Raw genomic sequence first — 19,184 nt, forward strand, 5'->3', positions numbered from 1 at the left:
CCCATTGGATCTGGCAATTTCTTATTTCCTATTTTAATTTCTACTACTGCATCTTTTTCTATTTTTACAGTTATTTTTTCTTTTAATAATTCATAGTCTTTTGGCGCTTCTATTTCTACAAGGATATAGTTTCCTATTGGTAAGTCTTTTGATATCGCTTCTCCTTCTTCATTTGTTACTAGTTCTCCAACTACTTTTTTATTTGAATCTTCTATATGAAACTTTGCTCCCACCAATTTTTTATTATCATTATTACTATCAACCTTTTTTATTTTTACTTTTCCAGTACTAGGCTTGTTCCAATGTTGCCAGTTAAATTTGAAATTGTGAAATTCAAATCCACCAGTTTGTTGTACCGCACCGACAAATGCTTGTCCATTAATCGAACCGCCTTTTGTTTCTAATACAGCATTGGGGGCAAACACACTCCCAACGACACCATATCCCTCTGTTGTAATTTTTTTCGCATTTGGAAAAACCCAAATCACTTTCCCATATAGCTCAGTAAACGGGGAATTAGGAGAATATGGTTGTGATGTAGGAACTATATCTGTAGCCCTTCCAATATTGTTCGTGTCATATAGAATAGACCCATTTTTAAATGTAACCTCTGTTGCATCCGAATACATAACAATAAAATCTTTGTCCTTAGCACTCGGTAAAAATACATCTCTTATATCTAAATTGTTTTTCCCTGTCAATTCTGATGAAACATAAATATTAGAATTGTTTATATCTTTTCCGATTCCATAACTCATATTTGGAATTGGGGTATTCGTTTTATATTGACCAGCATTTTTACTGACTTGGTTCACTATATTGCGAAATTCATTAAATTTCGCGTCAATTTCTAGTTTTTCTTTATAAACGATATGATCATAAGAAGATTGTATGATGCGATCTGGATCACTCTCTTTTGTCATTACGACTATTCCGTTTTGAATGATAAAAGATTCTTCTCTTGATTTCTTAAATTTTCCAGACAATAACAAGGACGGATATCCCTCATCAACCCATTTTTCACCTACTATATTAGATGTTCCCGCTGCAGCACCTACAATTGTATACCCCGATGCATCCATATCACCTTGAACTGCAATTGCTCCTTCAATGTCGCCACCTATTGCTTTATGGTTACCAAAGACAACTGCATTATAACGCGATATATCACCTAGACCTTCTAAGTTTGTCGTGGATCCATATGCTTCTTGTGGTACATATACGACAAAACTTACACTTAACATTAACAAAACAATAAAATGAATACTTACCAGCTTTAATCGTAGCCTCAATTCCTTTGTTCCCACCTTTACCGTATTTTTTCTATAGTCGAATAAAATGACATGTTTATCAATGAGGATTTACTTCATTCCCTATATATCTTCTTTACTTATCTCTGAATTTCCGGTCCCAATGTCCATTAATGCAGGATAAATAAATACATTCTATCGAGTTAACCTTTTCTTATAAATTACGACTAGAAACACACATAACAATAGGATTGGAACTATTACAGTCCACTTATTAAATATAAATATCTCTGTACTCACTTTTTGTTTTTCTTTCTCGTTTAACTCCACACGCACACCTCGAACTAGCAATCTATTGGTGTTTACTCCATAAGGCGTACACGTAATTAAAGTTGTATAATCTTTATTTTCTACAATTTGTAGATCGTCCGTTTCGTGTGGTAACACTACTTTAATTTGATCTACTTTATAAGCAAGAACTTTGTCTAAAGAATGAATATAAAAGAGATCTCCTTCGCTCAACTTATCTAAATCTGTAAATAATTTTGCTGATGGTAAACCACGATGCCCTGTTAAAATAGTGTGCGTATTTTCTCCACCTATCGGGAGCGAAGAAAAATCTAAATGACCTATCCCGCGGCTCAATACTTCCTCAGATGTCCCTTGATAGATTGGCAGTTTTATATTAATTTTCGATATTTCAATATACCCCATTACATCTCCTAAATTTAACGCATCAGCATATGCTTGATGATTACTTTTTTTTTCAGAAAATGGATCAGTAAATGTTTTCGTGGAAGTGTGAACTTGTTTATTATATTCGGCTGCTTCTTTTTCCCTACGTTCGACTTCTTTCTTTTGTAGCGCTTTGATCTTCTTATCGTAAGAGCTAATCTCAGAATAATGTGCACGAGTCGCCAACCAATTACTAATAGTAGGATATAAAAAAACACCTAATCCAAATAAAAAAATACCTCCCAAAACAAGATTTCGTTTCATATTTCCACCTCTGTATATGCTTAAATATCGAAAAGAGGGAAGCATTTTGCTTCTCCCCTTTTCCCATAGTTACATGTTCCTAAAATCTTAATTATTAGAAAACTTTTTTCTAAAGAAAACAAATGCCGCTGTAACCATTAACGTAAGGCCTATTACAGTAAAAAGAGTCGTTCCTATGCCACCCGTTACCGGAAGAACCCATCCACTTTTATTATTTTCAATCGTTAATTTAACCGTTTGATTATTTTCGCTAATCTTTACATCAATGGGATCTTTTAATAATTGATAAGAAGCTTTTGTACCATCTTCTTTTGTATATGTTGGTGCTTTCGTTTCAAAAATTTGATAGTCTCCATATGGAATGTTAGACCATTTAATAACACCATTTTCATCTGATACACCTGTTACTTCTTTTCCTGCTACAACAACTATTTTTCCATTTTTATCTTTAAGTACAAACTCTGCACCTTTTAATTTATTCTTATTAGCACCATCAATTTTTGTTAACTCAATTATTCCAGTTGTCGGAACAACAACTACAGGTTTAGATTCCTTTTCTCCAATTACATCATTTTTATTTGTAAAATCAATTTTTGCTGTATTTAAAATTTCCGAACCAGATGGTACTCCTTCTTTTACTTGAGATTTAATTTGCAAATGAAATTCTTTTTTACCATCTAATTTTGTGAAATCTTTTACTGTAGCTGTTACTTTTTGACCTTCTATAGCTACCTCTACAATGCTTGCATTTACTTCTGCTCCATCAATTTTCACAATTGGCTTTCCTTGAATCACTAAACGATTATCCAAAGTATCTGTTACCACATATTTTTTGTATTCCTTAATGTCTTCTGGAATTAATGTTTTAATATCATAATTATAATTAGTTAACGGATTGATTGGTAACGCTTCCAATTTTCCGTTAATCTTTTTATCAATTATTGGTTCTTCATAGTTTTTCACTTCTAATTTAACTACTGTACCAGAAGTAATAGTTCCATCTTCATTAATTGTTCCGGAGTTCTTAACAAAAAACTCACGTTTAGTTGGATCTATTACATAGCCTTTCGGAGCTTTTGTTTCTTGGAAATAGTATTCTCCATACACCAATCCTTGCACGCGAATATGACCATTAGCATCTGTTACTAACTCTTTTTTCACTTCTGTACCGTCTTTTTTAAATAAAGAGAATACTGCACCTGCTAATGCTTTTTCATTTACACCAGTTTTTATTAAATCCACTGCACCACGTTTAACCTCATTTTTAGGATACATGTGAACATCATAGTTTAGCACCTTACCCTCTTTATTCGTTAATGGGATATCCACTGTATACGTATTGGGATTTAGATTAACATGTGGAGGTCCTGCCACTTCTTTCACCTCATAACGTCCTAGCGGAAGATCTTTTAATACAGCTTGTCCGTTATCATCTGTTACTACTTGCGTTGGAGTTGCTCCCATTACAGGTTTCACATCTTCTTTTACGATTTTCCCATCGTTTGAAATTTTTTCAAACGAGGCAACCTTTTTTACTTCAAACGTTACACCTTTTAATGGTTTCGCATCTTTTGGCACTTCTTGATTTGCAGAACCGTCACCTTCTAGTCCCTGCGCTCCATCTTTTTCTTGTTCATACTTATGAATCGTTAAAGTACCTTTAGATGGTGAATCTGCCTTTACTAATACACTAGACCATGTAGAAAATGTTAAGAATAACACTAAAAGCACACTAAATATTTTTTTCATTTCTCTTATCCCCTTTACTACTTCTATCATTTTAAAAATCTCTTTATTACTATTACCTTCTTAAAAGCAATAGTGTGCCAAGTATCAGATTTAAACGAATAACATAAAACATAGTCGTCCAACAATCCATTGTTTACAATCACTTATTCACTTTTCTTATCTTTTATTATTACGTTGTCTCTCCACATGATATATGTAATTTTCTCCCCTAAATTACACTTATATCTCTACTTCAAAAATCATTACATTTGTTACATAATAGCTTTCACTGCTAATTTCGACTAGTCACTTACTGTCAATCTATTAATTTCTCACTTCCTATCCCTATTTAAAATCCAACCTTAATCATTTTTAATACATATAAGTAATAACCAACAAATAAGTGTGACGATTCATATTTTACGCTACTGTCCAAAACTATTACCTGTATATTCAAATAATATGTGCTATTCATGTTAAATTATGGTATTATTCTTAGAAGTTTATAACTTTTATTTATATTTTTTATTAATGAAGATTTTCCGTTTCTACTTATGAAAAAAGGAATATATGTTTATTTAACTATTACGCATAACTGTAAGGAGGAAGAATATGACTAAAAAGCTCAGTCTAGTTGAGATAGAGTACATTTGTAATATGTTTTTCCAATCTTTTGAAATTCCAGTTTGTTTTTTAGATTGTAACAAAAATATTCTTTTAGAATTCACATCAAAAAATGATTCACATTCGTTGTATACATCAAAAATAGAACAGTTACATGTGCTTTTTCAGAGAAATGATACATATAATTCACCCATCTTCAGAACTCACGAACATCTAGGGCACTTCATTTTAATTCACATAAAGAGCGATTATATGGTGAACGGTACTGTTATTATTGGGCCCTTGGCACATGTAAATTTTTCTACAAGTAAAACGGATAGTAACCTTAATTTCATTCCAAATTATAAAAGAACAAGAGACCATTATTTTTCATTGTCAGTCAAAGATCAAAATTTCTTTGTAAATATAGCAATATTGTTCTATAACATTCTCTATAAAAAAAATTCAGATGTAAGCACCTTTTCAAATAACAGTGATTCACTTCATATAAGTCATAGCAGAATCTTAAACGAAGATGTATATATTTCAATGCAAAAAGACGAATCCATTTATCATAATTTATATATAGAGCAGCAATTACTTGGTTCTATAGAAAACGGGGATAAAGAAACCGTACTCAAATATTATTACGAATTCCAACAAGAGACTCTTTCATCTTTATCTTTATCTTCATTCCATCAATTAAGACGTCATAAAAACATTTGTATTTCATCCATCACGCTCGCTACTAGATATGCGATAAAAGGGGGACTTCCATCTGGGATTGCTTACAAAATTTATGATTTACATATTCAAAGAACAGAAGATTTAAAAGACAAAGAATCTGTTTGGGATTTGTTAAAAAATGCTTTTTGTACCTTTGCAGACCGTGTAAAGGCACAAAAAACACAGCAACATTCACAGACTATTGCTATCTGCAAAAACTATATTTTTAAAAATATTTACAATCCAATATCTGTTAAACAACTTGCTAAATTTGCAAATGTGAATTCAGATTATTTATCTATATTATTTAAAAAAGAGGTCGGTATTTCATTAATTGAGTACATTCAACGTGAACGAGTCGAAGAAGCAAAGAAATTATTAACTTTCACCACCTATCCTTTATCAGACATATGCGCTTCGCTTAATTTTAGCGATCAAAGCTATTTCACTAAAATTTTTAAAAAATTCACCAACGAAACACCTGGTAAATACCGAAAATCTCATGTTGTCATTTAGAGTGACACTTCCATTAAAACAAAGTATTTTCAGTAACTTATCAATGGCAAATTAGAAGTACTCCTATATTCATGAGCTATAGGATTTATGCTATTTTCAAATCAAAAAACACGTTACTATTCTTTTATTTTAATGAGAATAGTAACGTGTTTTATATGTAATATAGTTCTGTAGACAAAATGGCATCCAACTGTAAATTTTTACAAAATCCAAATGTACCGCTTAACTACTAAAATCTTATTAAGTAAAAAATCCATATTTCTTTTTACTTACTTTCTACTTTATTTCTTCTGGATAATGAACTCTTTTCTTCAAACGAATAATCCCTACTATTATTTTTGTATCTTTCTAAATTTGCGAACCAAAGTGAGTACTGTACCTGTAAGAATCATCAATATGCCGATTGCTGCACTGTTAGTTGTACTTACACCCGTCTTTGGAAGCTCCTTATATGTATATTCTTTTTTATCGGTATTACTGTTGTTTGTCTTATTAGCAAGACCATTAGGTTTGCTAGTTTCTTTATCTTTCACTAACACTTTTTGTATTGTATTTACCTCATTACCCACGGAATCTCTTACACTATATATTATTTCATAAGTACCAGCTTTAGTTATATCTATAGTTCCTTCATACGCTACTTTAGAAGTAAGGTCACCGTCTTCTTTGTCAGTAGCTGATACTCCTACCAACGGATCAAATTGATCACCCTCAGTAATTGAAGTTGTAGCAGGTACTTTTAGTATTGGTTTATCATTTTTAACTTCTTCTCTAACTTTGACCGTTACAGTTTGCTCCGCCGTTACTTCATGACCTTTAGAATCTGTAACCGTGTACGTTAATACGTAAGTACCAGCTTTAGATGTATCTACTTCACCATCAACTTTGATTTTAGAAGTGAGATCACCGTCTTCTTTATCGATAGCTAATACTTCTGCCATTGGAACAAATGAATCTCCTACATGAATTGTCGCTCCAACAGGCACTGTTAATTTAGGTTCTAAATCTGATGTTTCTCCATTTTTCTCTACAATTACAGTCTGTGTTGCCGTTGCATTCCGCCCTTGAGAATCAACAACCATGTATTCCATAATGTATGTACCTGATTTTGAAGTATCTACATCGCCTTTATGCTTTACTTTATTTGTTAAATCACCATCTTCCTTATCAACAGCTTTTACATTTCTCATTGGATCAAACGTATCTCCTACACGTAGTGTAATGGTACTCGGTACAGTTAACTCTGGCGCTTGGTTTTCTACTGTTTTTTCGTTTTCTTTCACTGTTCCTGTAATTTTTGCCGCATCAAAAGCATTTTGGACTGATTGAACTTCAATTGAGTTCGTTCCATATTTATTAGTTGCAACTGTAAGACATGCCAATCTCAATTCAGAGAAATCAGAAGTCATGTTTAATTCATCAGTATTTGCATAATAGAAAATATCAAACATTCTATCTTCACCAATACCATTTACATTTATACCGTTATGAGTACCACCTTGTGCAATTAAATACGCAACTTTATTAATAATACTTGAGTTAAAATGAACGCCTCCATAATCCTCTCCATTTAAATCATTATATTTACTATAATCATCAGGATACGGTAGTCCTTCTGAAAAATTAATTGCAGTTGGATTTTTCATATTACGAAAAGTCGATCCCGTTTGTTCTCCTATTGTCCAGTTAAATTCTCCATTATTTATGTATTTCTCTATAGCCGTTCCCATAATATCAGATAATGCCTCGTTAATCGCCCCAGATTCTCCTGAAAATTCAAGGTTAGATTCGCTAGATGTAACCGCATGTGTAAATTCATGACCCGCTATGTCGAACGCTTTTACCATAGGATCTCCATATAAAAGCATACTAATGTTATTAATATTAGTACTAAATGCATTCTCCCAATTTTCAGGATCATTTGTTCCTCCGGAATCCCATGCATGTACAACTGAAACTACTTTTTTCCCTTTATTATCAAAACTATTACGCTTATATTTTTCTTTATAAAAATCATATACCTTTGTTGCTAAGAAATGAGCGCTTACCGCCTTTGGATCATTAAATGTTGTTGAAACGCTAGTTGTTAGTATACCAGGATAATAACTTTCTTCATTTGTAATATCTCTATAATTTACATCATATGTCTCAATTCCTTGTCCTCTTGTGTAATCAGCAAGCGCATAATTCCCACTGGTCTGTTTAGAAATACCAAATGTACGAGTTACGCCTAAATCATCTTTTCCTGTTCCAGTTAATGATGTGAAATTGCTAGTTTTATTTTCCTTAACGGATTGAACATACTCTTCACTTATTTTCAAACTTGATTCTTGTACCATATCTTTTAACATTTCACCATTATGAGCATTCACTAAATAAGTTCCAGATACATAATTTGGTGTTGTAGCAGCAAATGTAACTTGATATGCATTGCTAGCCTGCCCATGATTTTCATCAACAAAAATAACCGTCTTAACTTCTGGTTCAGAAATAAATTTAGTCTCATTTCCGTACTTTTTATAAATATATTGTTTCGCTTCTTCTTTTGATAAATTAATAGGTTTCTTTAAATCTTCTTGTGTTAAATTTTGTGCACTAGCTCCTGAAATGCTTTTAATAATACCTTTTTTATCTACGTGAGCAGTCAACTGGTGGCCATACACTTCTTTTCCTTCATATATTTGTTGCATGCGCACAAGTGTAGTTCCATCATAAGAACCACGTTTTTGAAGAACCTTGTAATCTACTCCTGTTTCTGCACTAACTTGTTTTGGAGACAAAGCATGCTCCGTATTTTCCTTAAGTGCATCTTTCACTACATTCTCTGGCGCTTTTTTTGATGGTTGTGTAAGATCACCTGTACGGAACGAATCCTCTTGAATTTCAACTTGCATTTGACCAGGTTCCTCTGCATGACCTACTCCATATGGTGTTACACTTGTTAAAACGAATCCTGTTGTTAATGCAACTATAGCTATTTCTTTTTTATTTCCCATGATATTTACCTCGTATAAATTCCTATTATTTATATGAAACTGCTAAAATGTATACAATCTATTCCTAACATAAAAAGATGACTTTTGTAATTAACAAAAGCCACCTCTTTAATATGTAATATCCCTAAAATGTTTTTAATACATAATTTCTATACAAAAAAGAAAAAAGCATTCATTAACGAGCATTTTGCAATACTTTTATTAGGTCATTTATATTTTCAACTTTCTGATGAAACTGATCAAGTCTGCTATGTAGCAATGAAGGATTTTTATCTTCAGTTGAAATAACTTGTTTTAATTCGTTTTCTAATTTATCATACATATCAAAGAAATTATCAAATTCTACACTTACAAGCTCTTCATTTTCGCGATAGAATCTTTTTGCTTCTATATAAGTCATATATGATTTATTTAAAAATCCTAATGAAATTAAATATTTAGAAGTGTTTTCTTGATAAATAGCAATATCACACGCTATTTTAATATCAGAATAAGTCTTTTGAACAAGACAATGCAATTCAAAAATCTTAAACTTTAATCCATTATTCATTTCATCCCCTCCCATCGTATCTATTCTACATAAAATTAGAATATTATACAAAGAAAATTATTAGCATGAAATTGACAATTAAAAAGATAACTTAAGGATAAACAAATTCCTCTCATTACAAATTATATTTGAGAAGAATTTACCAACTTAACAGAAAAAATAAAAAGCAAAAAGAATAAATCCCTTCCGCTTTTAGAGTAATAAATACATTTCATATTGTGCTAAAGAATTCTTTTCAAATCCACATTTCTTTAAAAAACCATCCAGTAAATTATTGTTAGGAAACCCAATTGATAAACTTGATAAATGTAATTCTTCTCTTGCTACTTGTAATAATGTCATCCCAACACCAATATTTCTATAATCTTTGTCTACGAAAATAAAACTAATTTTACCTTGTTCATTTACACATAGAGAGCCTTTTAACTCATTATCGACATATGCACCATAAAATATATTATTTGTTTGTTCGATATAATCAATATCATTTTGCCAATTTATATGGAAGTTTAACCATTTCTGAATTTCATCTTTAAAAGTTGGAAATTCTAATTGTTTTACTTCAATATCCTTACAATCTTTATTCATTATTTTAGTCAAATCATTTAAATTATAATAAGAAAGATCGTACACTTTTTCATAGCCCAACTTATTATAAAAATGAATCGCTCGGTCGTTTCCTACAATGACTTCGAGAAAAAGTTGCTTACATCCATGTTGAATCGCCTCTTCTTTATGCAGTTCAAATAATTTTCGACTCACACCAATACCGCGATAATTAGGATGAACCGCTAATGTTCCGCAGCGCATAGTCTTTATACTTTCATAATCCTTTATACCACCTAGTATTACGCCAACAGATTTGTCACCGTCTAAAGCAAGAAAAGAATGTTCTAGCAAATTACCTTCTGGTCCCAAAAAACGTTGTATAAAATCCTCTTTTGAAACCTCCATCTTAATAATATAATCGGAAAATCCATCTTTAAAAGCTTCATATACTAAATCAATATTCACTTCACTACACCTTTTATATTGAATCATATAAAATTGCCCTCCAATTGCTTGTATTAACCTCAACATGTACCCATATAATATATTCCATCTATTATAAATTTCAGCTCTTAATTTGAAATGAACGGACATTTCCCTACATATAACTTACTATTAATTTGTTTTATAACAAACGGTGCAATATCTCCATTTTGAATTTTAATTCCTGGCATATCCACTAAACTCTCTTTTATATTTCCTATACCATTCCCCTCTATAACAAATGGTAATCTAACAACCGTCCAATCTACATCACTACTTTGGAGAATTTGTAACTCTTTATATTTATCTTGCATCATTTTTGGTAAAAATAATTTAAACAAGTTAGCCCCCATTTTATTTACAATCCCTTTCTGATCTCCAACAACATTTATAGAGCCACCAGAAATAAGAATATAACGTTTTATTTCATATTCCTTCATTACTTTTAAAATATGCTTTGTAACTGTACTAAAAATATAAGATTCATTTTTCGATTGACCGACAGCATTAATCACAGCTCTACAACCTTGAAGTAATTCCTGGATTGAAGAAAAATCACGGGCATCTCCAATGATAACCTCTATATTCTCATTATTTATCGGCATATTTTTAGAATTTCTCGTTAATATTTTCACTTGAAATCCCTGTTCTAACGCTTCATTTATGAGGAATTTCCCGACTTTTCCATTCGCACCCAAAATAGCTATTTTATTTGTAGTTTCCAAACTTAAAACCCTCTAACTATCTATTATTTACTACATTAATCTCATAAACACGCAAAAAAGCAATTAAATGCTCACATGCTCTTTCGCATGCTAGCATTTTAAAGATTTTTTGTTCTTCTTTCGTTTTATCATTAGCCTGATCTGAAGCTGCTTTTAAACATAGAAATGGTTTTTTATTTATTTGACACACATAGGCGAAAGCTGCTACTTCTTGATCAACTGCCAATGCTCCATATACGGTATGGAGTAAATATCTCATTTCCGAACTACGAATACGTTGATCTCCTGATAAAAATGTGCCGAAATGTATCGGATCATACGATCGTATTTTTTTTATTCTTCTTACAAGTGATTTTGTTGTTTCAATAGGTGCTGTTCTACCGTTATATAAATTAAAAATATCTTCCCCTGAACCAGCAGCAGTAACATCGTGTTGTATTGCGCTTAGTGCCACTACAATATGACCGTTTTGCACCTTGTTTGATAAACTTCCGCATATTCCTGTCATAAACAACTCATCTGGCTGAAACTCACTAATTAACAATTGTACACAACTAGCGCAGCTTACTTTACCGACACCAGTAACAACTGATATAATTTCCAGCTCATTAATAGTATGAAAATGAAATTCCCAAGCTGCTCTTTTTTCAACACGTTCACTCGGATAATGTTGATGCAAATATGTCAGTTCTGGTTCCCATGCAGATACAATTGCAATACGTTTCATTACACGCTTCACTTCCCCTATTGTCATTTAAATAAGTTATCTATACTTTCTCGTTCATAATCTGGAATCCATTCTTTGTATTTCTTATATAAATCTCGTATTATTTCTTTATTCTTCGCAATTACTTCACATCCTCTATCATCATACATAAACATGACAATATCTTTCGTTTCATTTATGAGAAATACATCTGGATAAGAGATTTCTTTTTTTCGTCCAAATCGAGGATACAGAGCAGAGAAATCCTCATGATTAGCAGCTTGTATAAGCGATTCATACTTAATATCTTCTACGAGACATTTTAAAGAAAATTGATATGTACAATATAAATCTGCTTCTTCATCTTCAAATAGAAACGGTAACGTTTCTTGTCTTATATGAAATCTTAAATCTCTTTTCTTAATATATTTATTGTATACATTTATTTTCTGTGGAGTTTTTATGTTTTCCTTTTTAAATCTATAAACATTTGTCACTACAAACACTACATCTTCTTTTGAAAATATGTCTTCAAATAAGAATTTATTGTATGTATATAGTTGAGAAAAGTATTCCATATTTAAATCGTCGGTTCCTTCTACAATTTGATATTTATCTTTTCCGAAATCAAAATGTAAATGATTTTCCCACTGAGATAATAAGTAGGGTCCTAATGTAACTCCTGGAAATGCTTGATTCATATATTCTTTTAATTGTATTTCCTTGTCCTTTCTACTGTACAATTCTTTTTAAATCCCAATATGCTTCTTCTAGCCACGGGTGTATAACTTTCAATGTATCTTTCCTTTCCCACAAATATGAAATATATACAAAAGCTGCTTTTTCCAAAGATTTTTCCAATCCTTTTTTTATTTCTATTAAATATGGTGGTGTCCCTTTTTGATCCCATTCTATTTTATCTGCAACAAATAATACTAAATCCATTTTCGTTGCATGTTTACGCAACGTTGTATGGCAACAAATTGCATTTAAAATTTCTTCATCTTCTACTTTAAATATTTCTTTTGCGATTACTCTCGATAATTTTTGATGAATAATCATAGGAAATTTTCTTTCTGCTTCCACTATTTCTACCCCAAATTCTTCAGCAACTGCAATCCGCTCCTCGTTCGGAAAAATTCCACTAATATCATGTAAATATCCTGCAATTGCTGCTTTTTCTTTATCTACGTGAAACTTTTCCGCAATCTTTTTTGCCTCATTTGCCACACGAATTGAATGTTTATATGTAAACTCTTTATTATATTTTAGTAGAAAATCTTTAATATCATTTTCTATTTTTCCAGTTGGAATAAATGAATATATATCATTATATAGCATAGAAAATCCCCCTTATAACTAACTTTCAGTATAAAGTGGAATCTAAATATCCTTGTTATTTTATATTCGTTATTAATCTTTTTACTCCTTTTTAATACGTTACATGAAATTTTATACAGAATCATCGCTACAAGTACATAAATGTTTGATATTATAGTAATGTTGATGATTTGTAAGGAAAGGAACTACACAATGAATAAAAATATATTAATTATTGATGATGATAAAGAGATTGTTGAATTACTTGCTGTTTATTTGCGAAATGAAGGCTATAACATTTATAAAGCTTATGATGGCGATGAAGCATTGCAAAAGGTTTCTACATATGAAGTTGACCTTATGATTTTGGATATTATGATGCCAAAACGAAACGGATTAGAAGTTTGTCAGGAAGTACGTGAAAATAATACTGTACCAATTCTAATGCTTAGTGCAAAAGCAGAAGATATGGATAAAATATTAGGTCTTATGACAGGTGCCGATGATTATATGATCAAACCATTCAATCCATTAGAATTAGTAGCTAGAGTAAAAGCTTTATTACGAAGATCCTCTTTCCAAAATGCTACTTCGCAAAAGAATGAAGATGGTATTATTCGTATTCGCTCTGTTGAAATACACAAACATAATCATACTGTTAAAGTAAATGGAGAGTATATTAAACTCACTTCTATTGAATTCGATATTTTATATTTACTTGCGAGTAATACAGGAAGAGTATTTAGTTCAGAAGAAATTTTCGAACGCGTTTGGAATGAAGATGGTTATGGTTCAAATAAGACGGTAATGGTCCATATTAGCAACTTACGGGATAAACTTGAAACAGTAATGAATGGAGAAAAATTGATTCATACTGTTTGGGGAGTTGGCTATAAAATTGAGAAATGAAGCATTTGATATATTAAAAGATATTCCTAAATGGAAACTTATTTTTTGGCTCTTATTAGCTATCACACTCACTCCTATTACTGAATTAATTATTTATCGCCTCGTTACGAGTGTAATTGAGAGTTCACTTACTCTAACCGAACTTGGTAAAGAATTCATTCGAATTTTTGGTTATGAAAAGTATAAAGGGATTAAAGAGTCTTTATGGATGATGATTGTTTCTTATTTGTTTTTATTTTCTATTTTTTCATCCTATCTTTACATTTTTTATCGTCACGAGAGAAAACTTTACTATGAAACTTGTATTAAAAAAATGATAGAAGAAATTCGTTACATTGCAAATGGAAACTTCAATCATAAAGTTTCTATTGTAAATCATAACTATCTGGAAGAGTTAGCAATCGGGGTCAATGAAATTGTTGAACAATTAAAAGTCTCAATTGATGAAGAAAGACAAGCGGAACAAGCAAAAAGTGAACTTATTACAAATGTATCACATGACTTACGCACTCCTCTTACTTCTATAGTTGGATACGTAAATTTAATCCATCATGATAATTATAGAGATGAAGTGGAATTGCGATACTATATTCAAGTCATTTACGATAAAGTAACTCGTCTTAATGCATTAATGAATGACTTGTTCGAATATACACGTGTTCAAAATAAAGAATTAAGCTTGTATTCTGTCCCTATTGATATTGTAGAGTTACTTGGACAATTAACTGTTCAATTCCGCATACAGGTTCAAGAAGCTAATATAGAATGTCGGCCTTCTTTCCCGTCTCAAAAGCTCATGGTATTAGCTGATGGTGACAAATTAGTGCGTGTGTTTGAAAATCTTATTATAAACGCTATCGCTTATGGAAGCGAAGGTCGCTATATTGACCTTACTGCTTATGAAAGCAATAATATGATTACAATTGATATAACAAATTACGGACAACCTATTCCTAGTACGGATTTACCTCATATTTTTGAACGTTTTTATCGCGTTGAGAAATCACGCTCTACAAACACTGGTGGATCTGGACTTGGATTAGCAATTGCAAAAAGTATAGTCGAGTTGCATAAAGGAACAATTGAAGTATATAGTGATGACGAAAAAACAACATTCACCGTAAAACTACTTCCATACAAATGTTAATATTACAAATAAAAAGTTCAATTTCTTATCATATAAGAAATTGAACTTTTTCTATTATTTCCCTAAATTTAATAATCCTTTATAATTCTTTAGAAATTCTTTACCTTTTCTTTCTTCCTAATTAAGCATTCCTTTTTACAATACTATTATTGATGTCATAATAGGAGGATCGCTTATGCAATTCTTAAAAAAATTCGCTATTTTATTATTATCTTTTTTCATTACTGCACTTATCGTTTTATATTTTTACCTTTATGTAAATGGTCCGATTATTCAAGCTAAATCAGCTATTTTAATAAATGCTAATTCGGGTGAAATTGTTTATAAAAAAAATGAAGAAACTCCAGTACAATCAGCTACTTTATCTAAATTAATGACAGAATATATCGTATTGGAGCAACTAAATGATAGAAAGATACAGTTAGATGACTTCGTACAAATAAGTAACGAAGTTTTCCGAGTAGAGACAAGCCCTATACAAGTAACATCGAATGATAAAACAACGGTTCGTGATTTACTTCATGCATTGCTACTGGCAGGGAATAATCGTTCTGCACTCGCTCTAGCAGAACACATTGCTGGAAATGAAGATAACTTTACAATATTAATGAATAAAAAAGCAAAAGAACTACAGTTATTACAACCATCTCCATTTCTAAACTCTACTGGAATTAATCATGATACAAATAAACAATCAACTACAACAGCAATAGACGCAGCTAAACTAGCTGCACGATTAGTAAAAGATTTTCCAGATGTATTGAATATTACGAAACTAACCTCTTACCAATTTACCTTCAAAGATTCCCAGGTTTTCAATACGAATAAAATGATATATTCCCTTAATGAAAACATTAAACTTCAAGGTGTTGATGGCTTACAAACTAGTTTTTCAACTAACGGTAATTATAGTTTTGTCAGTACAGCAAAACTAGGAGATACTAGACTAATTTCAGTAATATTAGATGCAGATGAAGAAAACATCTCATTTATTGAAACAAAAAAGTTGCTACAGTATGGTTTTGATCCTTCCTCGTACTCTGCACTCCAAGCTTTTAAAGACACCCTTACATCTTGGACAATATTGCTTCAGTTTAAAAACTTAATTATACAAACTATAATGATTTTCTTAATCATTACCACCTTAATGTTTTTACATATACGTCAGAAAAAATCCGAGGATTTCAATTAAGAAATCTTCTTATATATAAAAACCGACTTGCGCTTGAGATGCAAGTCGGTTTCTAATTCTATAATCCTCTTCCAATCAAATTTGCTGAAACTGGTTGCAAGTTTAACTCCCTCGCCCATATAGATAGCTGACCAATATGATGGATTTCATGTACGATTACATGTCTTAAAACTTCACCATATGTATATGTTTTATCTGTCCACGAAGCCTTAAATATCTTATATTCTAGACTAGATGACCACAACTGTAAAAAAGATTTTAATTCTCGTTTATATAAATCAGATAACGCTTGCACTTTTTGAATCGATTGATAATCTTTAAATTGCGGTTCTCTATCTTCTTCTCCTTGAAGAGCACTAATCCAACTATACTCTACATCTACAATATGAAATAATGTTTCTAAAATACCCCCAACACCACCAACACGTTTGCAAAGTAACTCTTCCTCTGAAAGTTGTTCACACCACTTAAACCAATCATCTCTAACTTGCCAATTATATTGAAATAAAGTGTACACATTTATCTCTCCCTTAATTCAATTATCTACCTAACAGCATCTGTTATACATTTAACCATTGACAATCACTTCTCTTCGACCAAGTTCCTCTACAGCGTGATTAATTATTTCACTTACAGATAAAGAACCATCCAATACGATATCTGAATTCGGCTTAACAGTATGAATTGCCTCTAAATAAGCTTTTCTCGCATATGTCATGTAATGTTCCAAATCATTATATATTTCATCTATTGTACCTTCCTTAAAATCTCGCAAAATCCTTCTAACCATCGCAATATCTAAAGGCGTATCAATAAATATAGTTACATCAATGAATTTTCGCATCTCACTATTTAAGTATGCAAAAGGATAATCTACAATAATATAGTCTAAGGTATTATTTTGTATAAGTTGCTCAATATCATGAATTAATGGTGTTAATACCCACTCGTCGTAATTCGCCCCATCATCAATCCATTTACAAATATCAGCGGGACAGTTATCAAATGTATAACTATCAAAATATAGAGCTTTTGAGTTTTTAAACTTATGCTTTAATCTTTCTGTAATTGTAGTTTTACCTCCCCCCGAAACAGCTGCAATTGAAATTATTTTTGTTTTATTATCCACTATACCCACCAAGCCCCTTTTGTTAACATAACATAATTATAAATCACTATTGTTGCTACTTCTTCCATTCATATTCTAACATACTCATTTCCCATAAATTCCAATACGTTTCTCCTACTCTTTTTGACTCTCTTAATAAGCCTTCTTTTACAAACCCTATTTTTTCGTAACATGAAATGGCCGATGTATTAAAATCATACACACCAAGAGTTACTCTATGTAGTTTTAATTCGTCAAAAGCAATATGAAGTACCGCTTTCATCATATGTTTTCCTATAGAACGTCCTCTCATCTTTGTATTACCAACTAATACTTTTCCAATTCTAGCGGACTTATTAATATTATCTATTTGCCCAAGCGAAATATGACCAATAACGTCTGAAGTCTCTTCATCTACCACTTTGAAAGCGAGTGTATTTGCACTTTCTATATACTTCTCTAATTGCTGTTCGTCTAAAGGAAATGTGAAGGCATTTCCTGACCATTGTATTAGAAATTCTTCGGAATTAATCCAGCTTATTAATTGTTTAAAATCAGATTTTTTAAAGATTTCTAGTTTGATCATTTCCATGCTCCTTTCGTACATCACTCTTTATAGCCTCAAACTTATTTCTATATAAAGAATATATTCTCCTTTTATATGAAATTAAAATAAAGCCATTCATGTGAATGGCTTTATAAAAAAACATAATTATGCTTTTTTCCTATGTCAACAATAGTTCAATAGCTTCAATTTTACATACAGATATAATTACCGTAACTACGCCAGCACTATTAGCAAGCCTTACAACATCACAAGTTACTGAAGAAACAGTTCCTTCAAAATTATTTCCTGTTGTAGTAATGCGCACTGCACTGTGTACTAATTTTTTAAGTTCGTCTCTAATTCCTTGAACACAGCAACAATCGCATTTTTTATTTTGTTCTTCATGTTCTTTTTTACACTCTTCGAAAGCATCCCAACAATCATCCTGTTTACATCTACACTTCTTTTTACAATTATTAAATCGAGACCCCAAAACCTCACCCCCTAATCCTTTCTATTAATAAAGTATGTCCACTTGCTTAAAAGGGTACGAGGCAAAAACATAGAAAGAAAAAAACAAACACTTGTACTAAACACTCTTTTCATTATTAATTATAAAAACAGACCTCTCATAATTAATATGTTGTTTAATGAGGAGAGTTGGATTCTGCTGTATTTAATGTTTAGATCCACTTTCTAAAACAAATCTTTTTTCTTTTAATAGGCCCCCCTCCCCCCCGAAAGACGCACCCGTTTTTCCTTCGCTATTGTGAAATATACATTCAGAGAAGTGTACTCCAAAATAAGATATTATTTATAATCAGAATGTTTTCTTTAACAAATGTTCATGGGAAAATACCATAACTAGTAGTTCTGTCTATTATCTCTTAAAAATTAGCATTGTTTGTATGAACTCTATATCTAGTAGAAAATACTCTATCATATAAAAGGAAAATAGTAGGTTAATAAACAAGCCATTTTTTTATTAAAACATAGAATAATATGAACACTATTAAAAGGAGGTAGAAATGAATGTCTTGGAAAAATGATTGCTGGAGTTCTCAGAAAAAGCATTGTTGTGATGATTGGTGGAAATCTAAAGAAAAGTGTCATCGTGATGATGATTGGTG

At 31.3% G+C, this 19,184-nt stretch carries 18 protein-coding genes; 4 read left to right on the forward strand and 14 right to left on the reverse strand.

What is annotated here, in order from left to right:
• The 3 genes from MR170_RS24800 to MR170_RS24810 all read right to left on the reverse strand — a co-directional run.
• On the reverse strand, positions 1 to 1,292 hold a 1,292-nt coding region (locus MR170_RS24800; RefSeq protein ID WP_242309715.1), incomplete at its 3' end, for a collagen-binding domain-containing protein.
• A gap of 153 nt (positions 1,293 to 1,445) precedes the next feature.
• Positions 1,446 to 2,249 (reverse strand): class C sortase, encoded by an 804-nt coding sequence (locus MR170_RS24805; protein ID WP_075719284.1) that lies wholly within the window; start codon positions 2,247 to 2,249, stop codon positions 1,446 to 1,448.
• A gap of 87 nt (positions 2,250 to 2,336) precedes the next feature.
• Entirely contained in the window at positions 2,337 to 3,998 is a 1,662-nt protein-coding gene (locus tag MR170_RS24810) for a SpaA isopeptide-forming pilin-related protein (RefSeq protein ID WP_242309718.1), read from the reverse strand.
• A 591-nt stretch (positions 3,999 to 4,589) separates the two neighbouring features.
• On the opposite strand from MR170_RS24810, the gene MR170_RS24815 reads away from it, so the two are divergent.
• Positions 4,590 to 5,822 carry a helix-turn-helix domain-containing protein gene (locus MR170_RS24815; RefSeq protein ID WP_242309721.1) on the forward strand — a complete coding sequence of 411 codons (1,233 nt, stop codon included), beginning with the start codon at positions 4,590 to 4,592 and terminating at the stop codon, positions 5,820 to 5,822.
• A gap of 332 nt (positions 5,823 to 6,154) precedes the next feature.
• Here the strand turns inward: MR170_RS24815 and MR170_RS24820 are convergent, their stop codons facing one another.
• From MR170_RS24820 to yqeK, 7 genes are all read right to left on the reverse strand, one after another.
• The gene (locus MR170_RS24820; RefSeq protein ID WP_242309724.1) at positions 6,155 to 8,818 is read right to left on the reverse strand and encodes a M4 family metallopeptidase; all 2,664 of its coding nucleotides are present in this window, start codon (positions 8,816 to 8,818) and stop codon (positions 6,155 to 6,157) included.
• Positions 8,819 to 8,993: 175 nt separating this feature from the next.
• Positions 8,994 to 9,368, reverse strand: a complete 375-nt coding sequence (locus MR170_RS24825) for a hypothetical protein (protein WP_016081548.1) — start codon at positions 9,366 to 9,368, stop codon at positions 8,994 to 8,996.
• 192 nt (positions 9,369 to 9,560) lie between these two features.
• A complete protein-coding gene (locus tag MR170_RS24830) occupies positions 9,561 to 10,409 on the reverse strand; it encodes a GNAT family N-acetyltransferase (protein WP_016081549.1) in 849 nt (282 codons plus the stop codon).
• Positions 10,410 to 10,489: 80 nt separating this feature from the next.
• Positions 10,490 to 11,125: an SDR family oxidoreductase gene (locus MR170_RS24835; RefSeq protein WP_242309727.1), complete on the reverse strand. Its 636-nt coding sequence runs from the start codon at positions 11,123 to 11,125 to the stop codon at positions 10,490 to 10,492.
• A 16-nt stretch (positions 11,126 to 11,141) separates the two neighbouring features.
• Positions 11,142 to 11,879 (reverse strand): phosphorylase family protein, encoded by a 738-nt coding sequence (locus tag MR170_RS24840; RefSeq protein WP_242309730.1) that lies wholly within the window; start codon positions 11,877 to 11,879, stop codon positions 11,142 to 11,144.
• Complete coding sequence (locus MR170_RS24845; RefSeq protein ID WP_144502165.1) at positions 11,876 to 12,550, reverse strand: DUF3885 domain-containing protein; 675 nt, start codon at positions 12,548 to 12,550, stop codon at positions 11,876 to 11,878. Before MR170_RS24845 ends, MR170_RS24840 begins: the two co-directional genes overlap by 4 nt.
• Before the next feature lie 13 nt (positions 12,551 to 12,563).
• Positions 12,564 to 13,172 (reverse strand): bis(5'-nucleosyl)-tetraphosphatase (symmetrical) YqeK, encoded by a 609-nt coding sequence (yqeK, locus tag MR170_RS24850; protein WP_016081551.1) that lies wholly within the window; start codon positions 13,170 to 13,172, stop codon positions 12,564 to 12,566.
• 192 nt (positions 13,173 to 13,364) lie between these two features.
• On the opposite strand from yqeK, the gene MR170_RS24855 reads away from it, so the two are divergent.
• From MR170_RS24855 to MR170_RS24865, 3 genes are all read left to right on the forward strand, one after another.
• Positions 13,365 to 14,060, forward strand: a complete 696-nt coding sequence (locus MR170_RS24855) for a response regulator transcription factor (protein WP_001038809.1) — start codon at positions 13,365 to 13,367, stop codon at positions 14,058 to 14,060.
• Positions 14,050 to 15,207 (forward strand): sensor histidine kinase, encoded by a 1,158-nt coding sequence (locus MR170_RS24860; RefSeq protein WP_029442353.1) that lies wholly within the window; start codon positions 14,050 to 14,052, stop codon positions 15,205 to 15,207. The genes MR170_RS24855 and MR170_RS24860 overlap by 11 nt, the downstream gene beginning before the upstream one ends.
• 175 nt (positions 15,208 to 15,382) lie before the next feature.
• Complete coding sequence (locus MR170_RS24865; protein ID WP_001160060.1) at positions 15,383 to 16,399, forward strand: D-alanyl-D-alanine carboxypeptidase family protein; 1,017 nt, start codon at positions 15,383 to 15,385, stop codon at positions 16,397 to 16,399.
• Between the two features lie 58 nt (positions 16,400 to 16,457).
• On the opposite strand, the gene MR170_RS24870 is transcribed toward MR170_RS24865, so the two are convergent.
• From MR170_RS24870 to exsK, 4 genes are all read right to left on the reverse strand, one after another.
• Entirely contained in the window at positions 16,458 to 16,916 is a 459-nt protein-coding gene (locus MR170_RS24870) for a DinB family protein (protein WP_242309733.1), read from the reverse strand.
• A gap of 51 nt (positions 16,917 to 16,967) precedes the next feature.
• On the reverse strand, positions 16,968 to 17,537 hold the full coding sequence (locus MR170_RS24875; protein WP_481746788.1) for a nucleoside/nucleotide kinase family protein: 570 nt from the start codon (positions 17,535 to 17,537) through the stop codon (positions 16,968 to 16,970).
• 46 nt (positions 17,538 to 17,583) lie between these two features.
• Entirely contained in the window at positions 17,584 to 18,093 is a 510-nt protein-coding gene (locus tag MR170_RS24880) for a GNAT family N-acetyltransferase (RefSeq protein WP_095690878.1), read from the reverse strand.
• Positions 18,094 to 18,232: 139 nt separating this feature from the next.
• On the reverse strand, positions 18,233 to 18,547 hold the full coding sequence (gene exsK, locus MR170_RS24885) for an exosporium protein ExsK (RefSeq protein ID WP_016081557.1): 315 nt from the start codon (positions 18,545 to 18,547) through the stop codon (positions 18,233 to 18,235).
• Positions 18,548 to 19,184 lie beyond the last annotated feature (637 nt).

The organism is Bacillus cereus group sp. BfR-BA-01524, from assembly GCF_022662595.1.
In the GTDB taxonomy this organism is placed as follows: domain Bacteria; phylum Bacillota; class Bacilli; order Bacillales; family Bacillaceae_G; genus Bacillus_A; species Bacillus_A thuringiensis_S.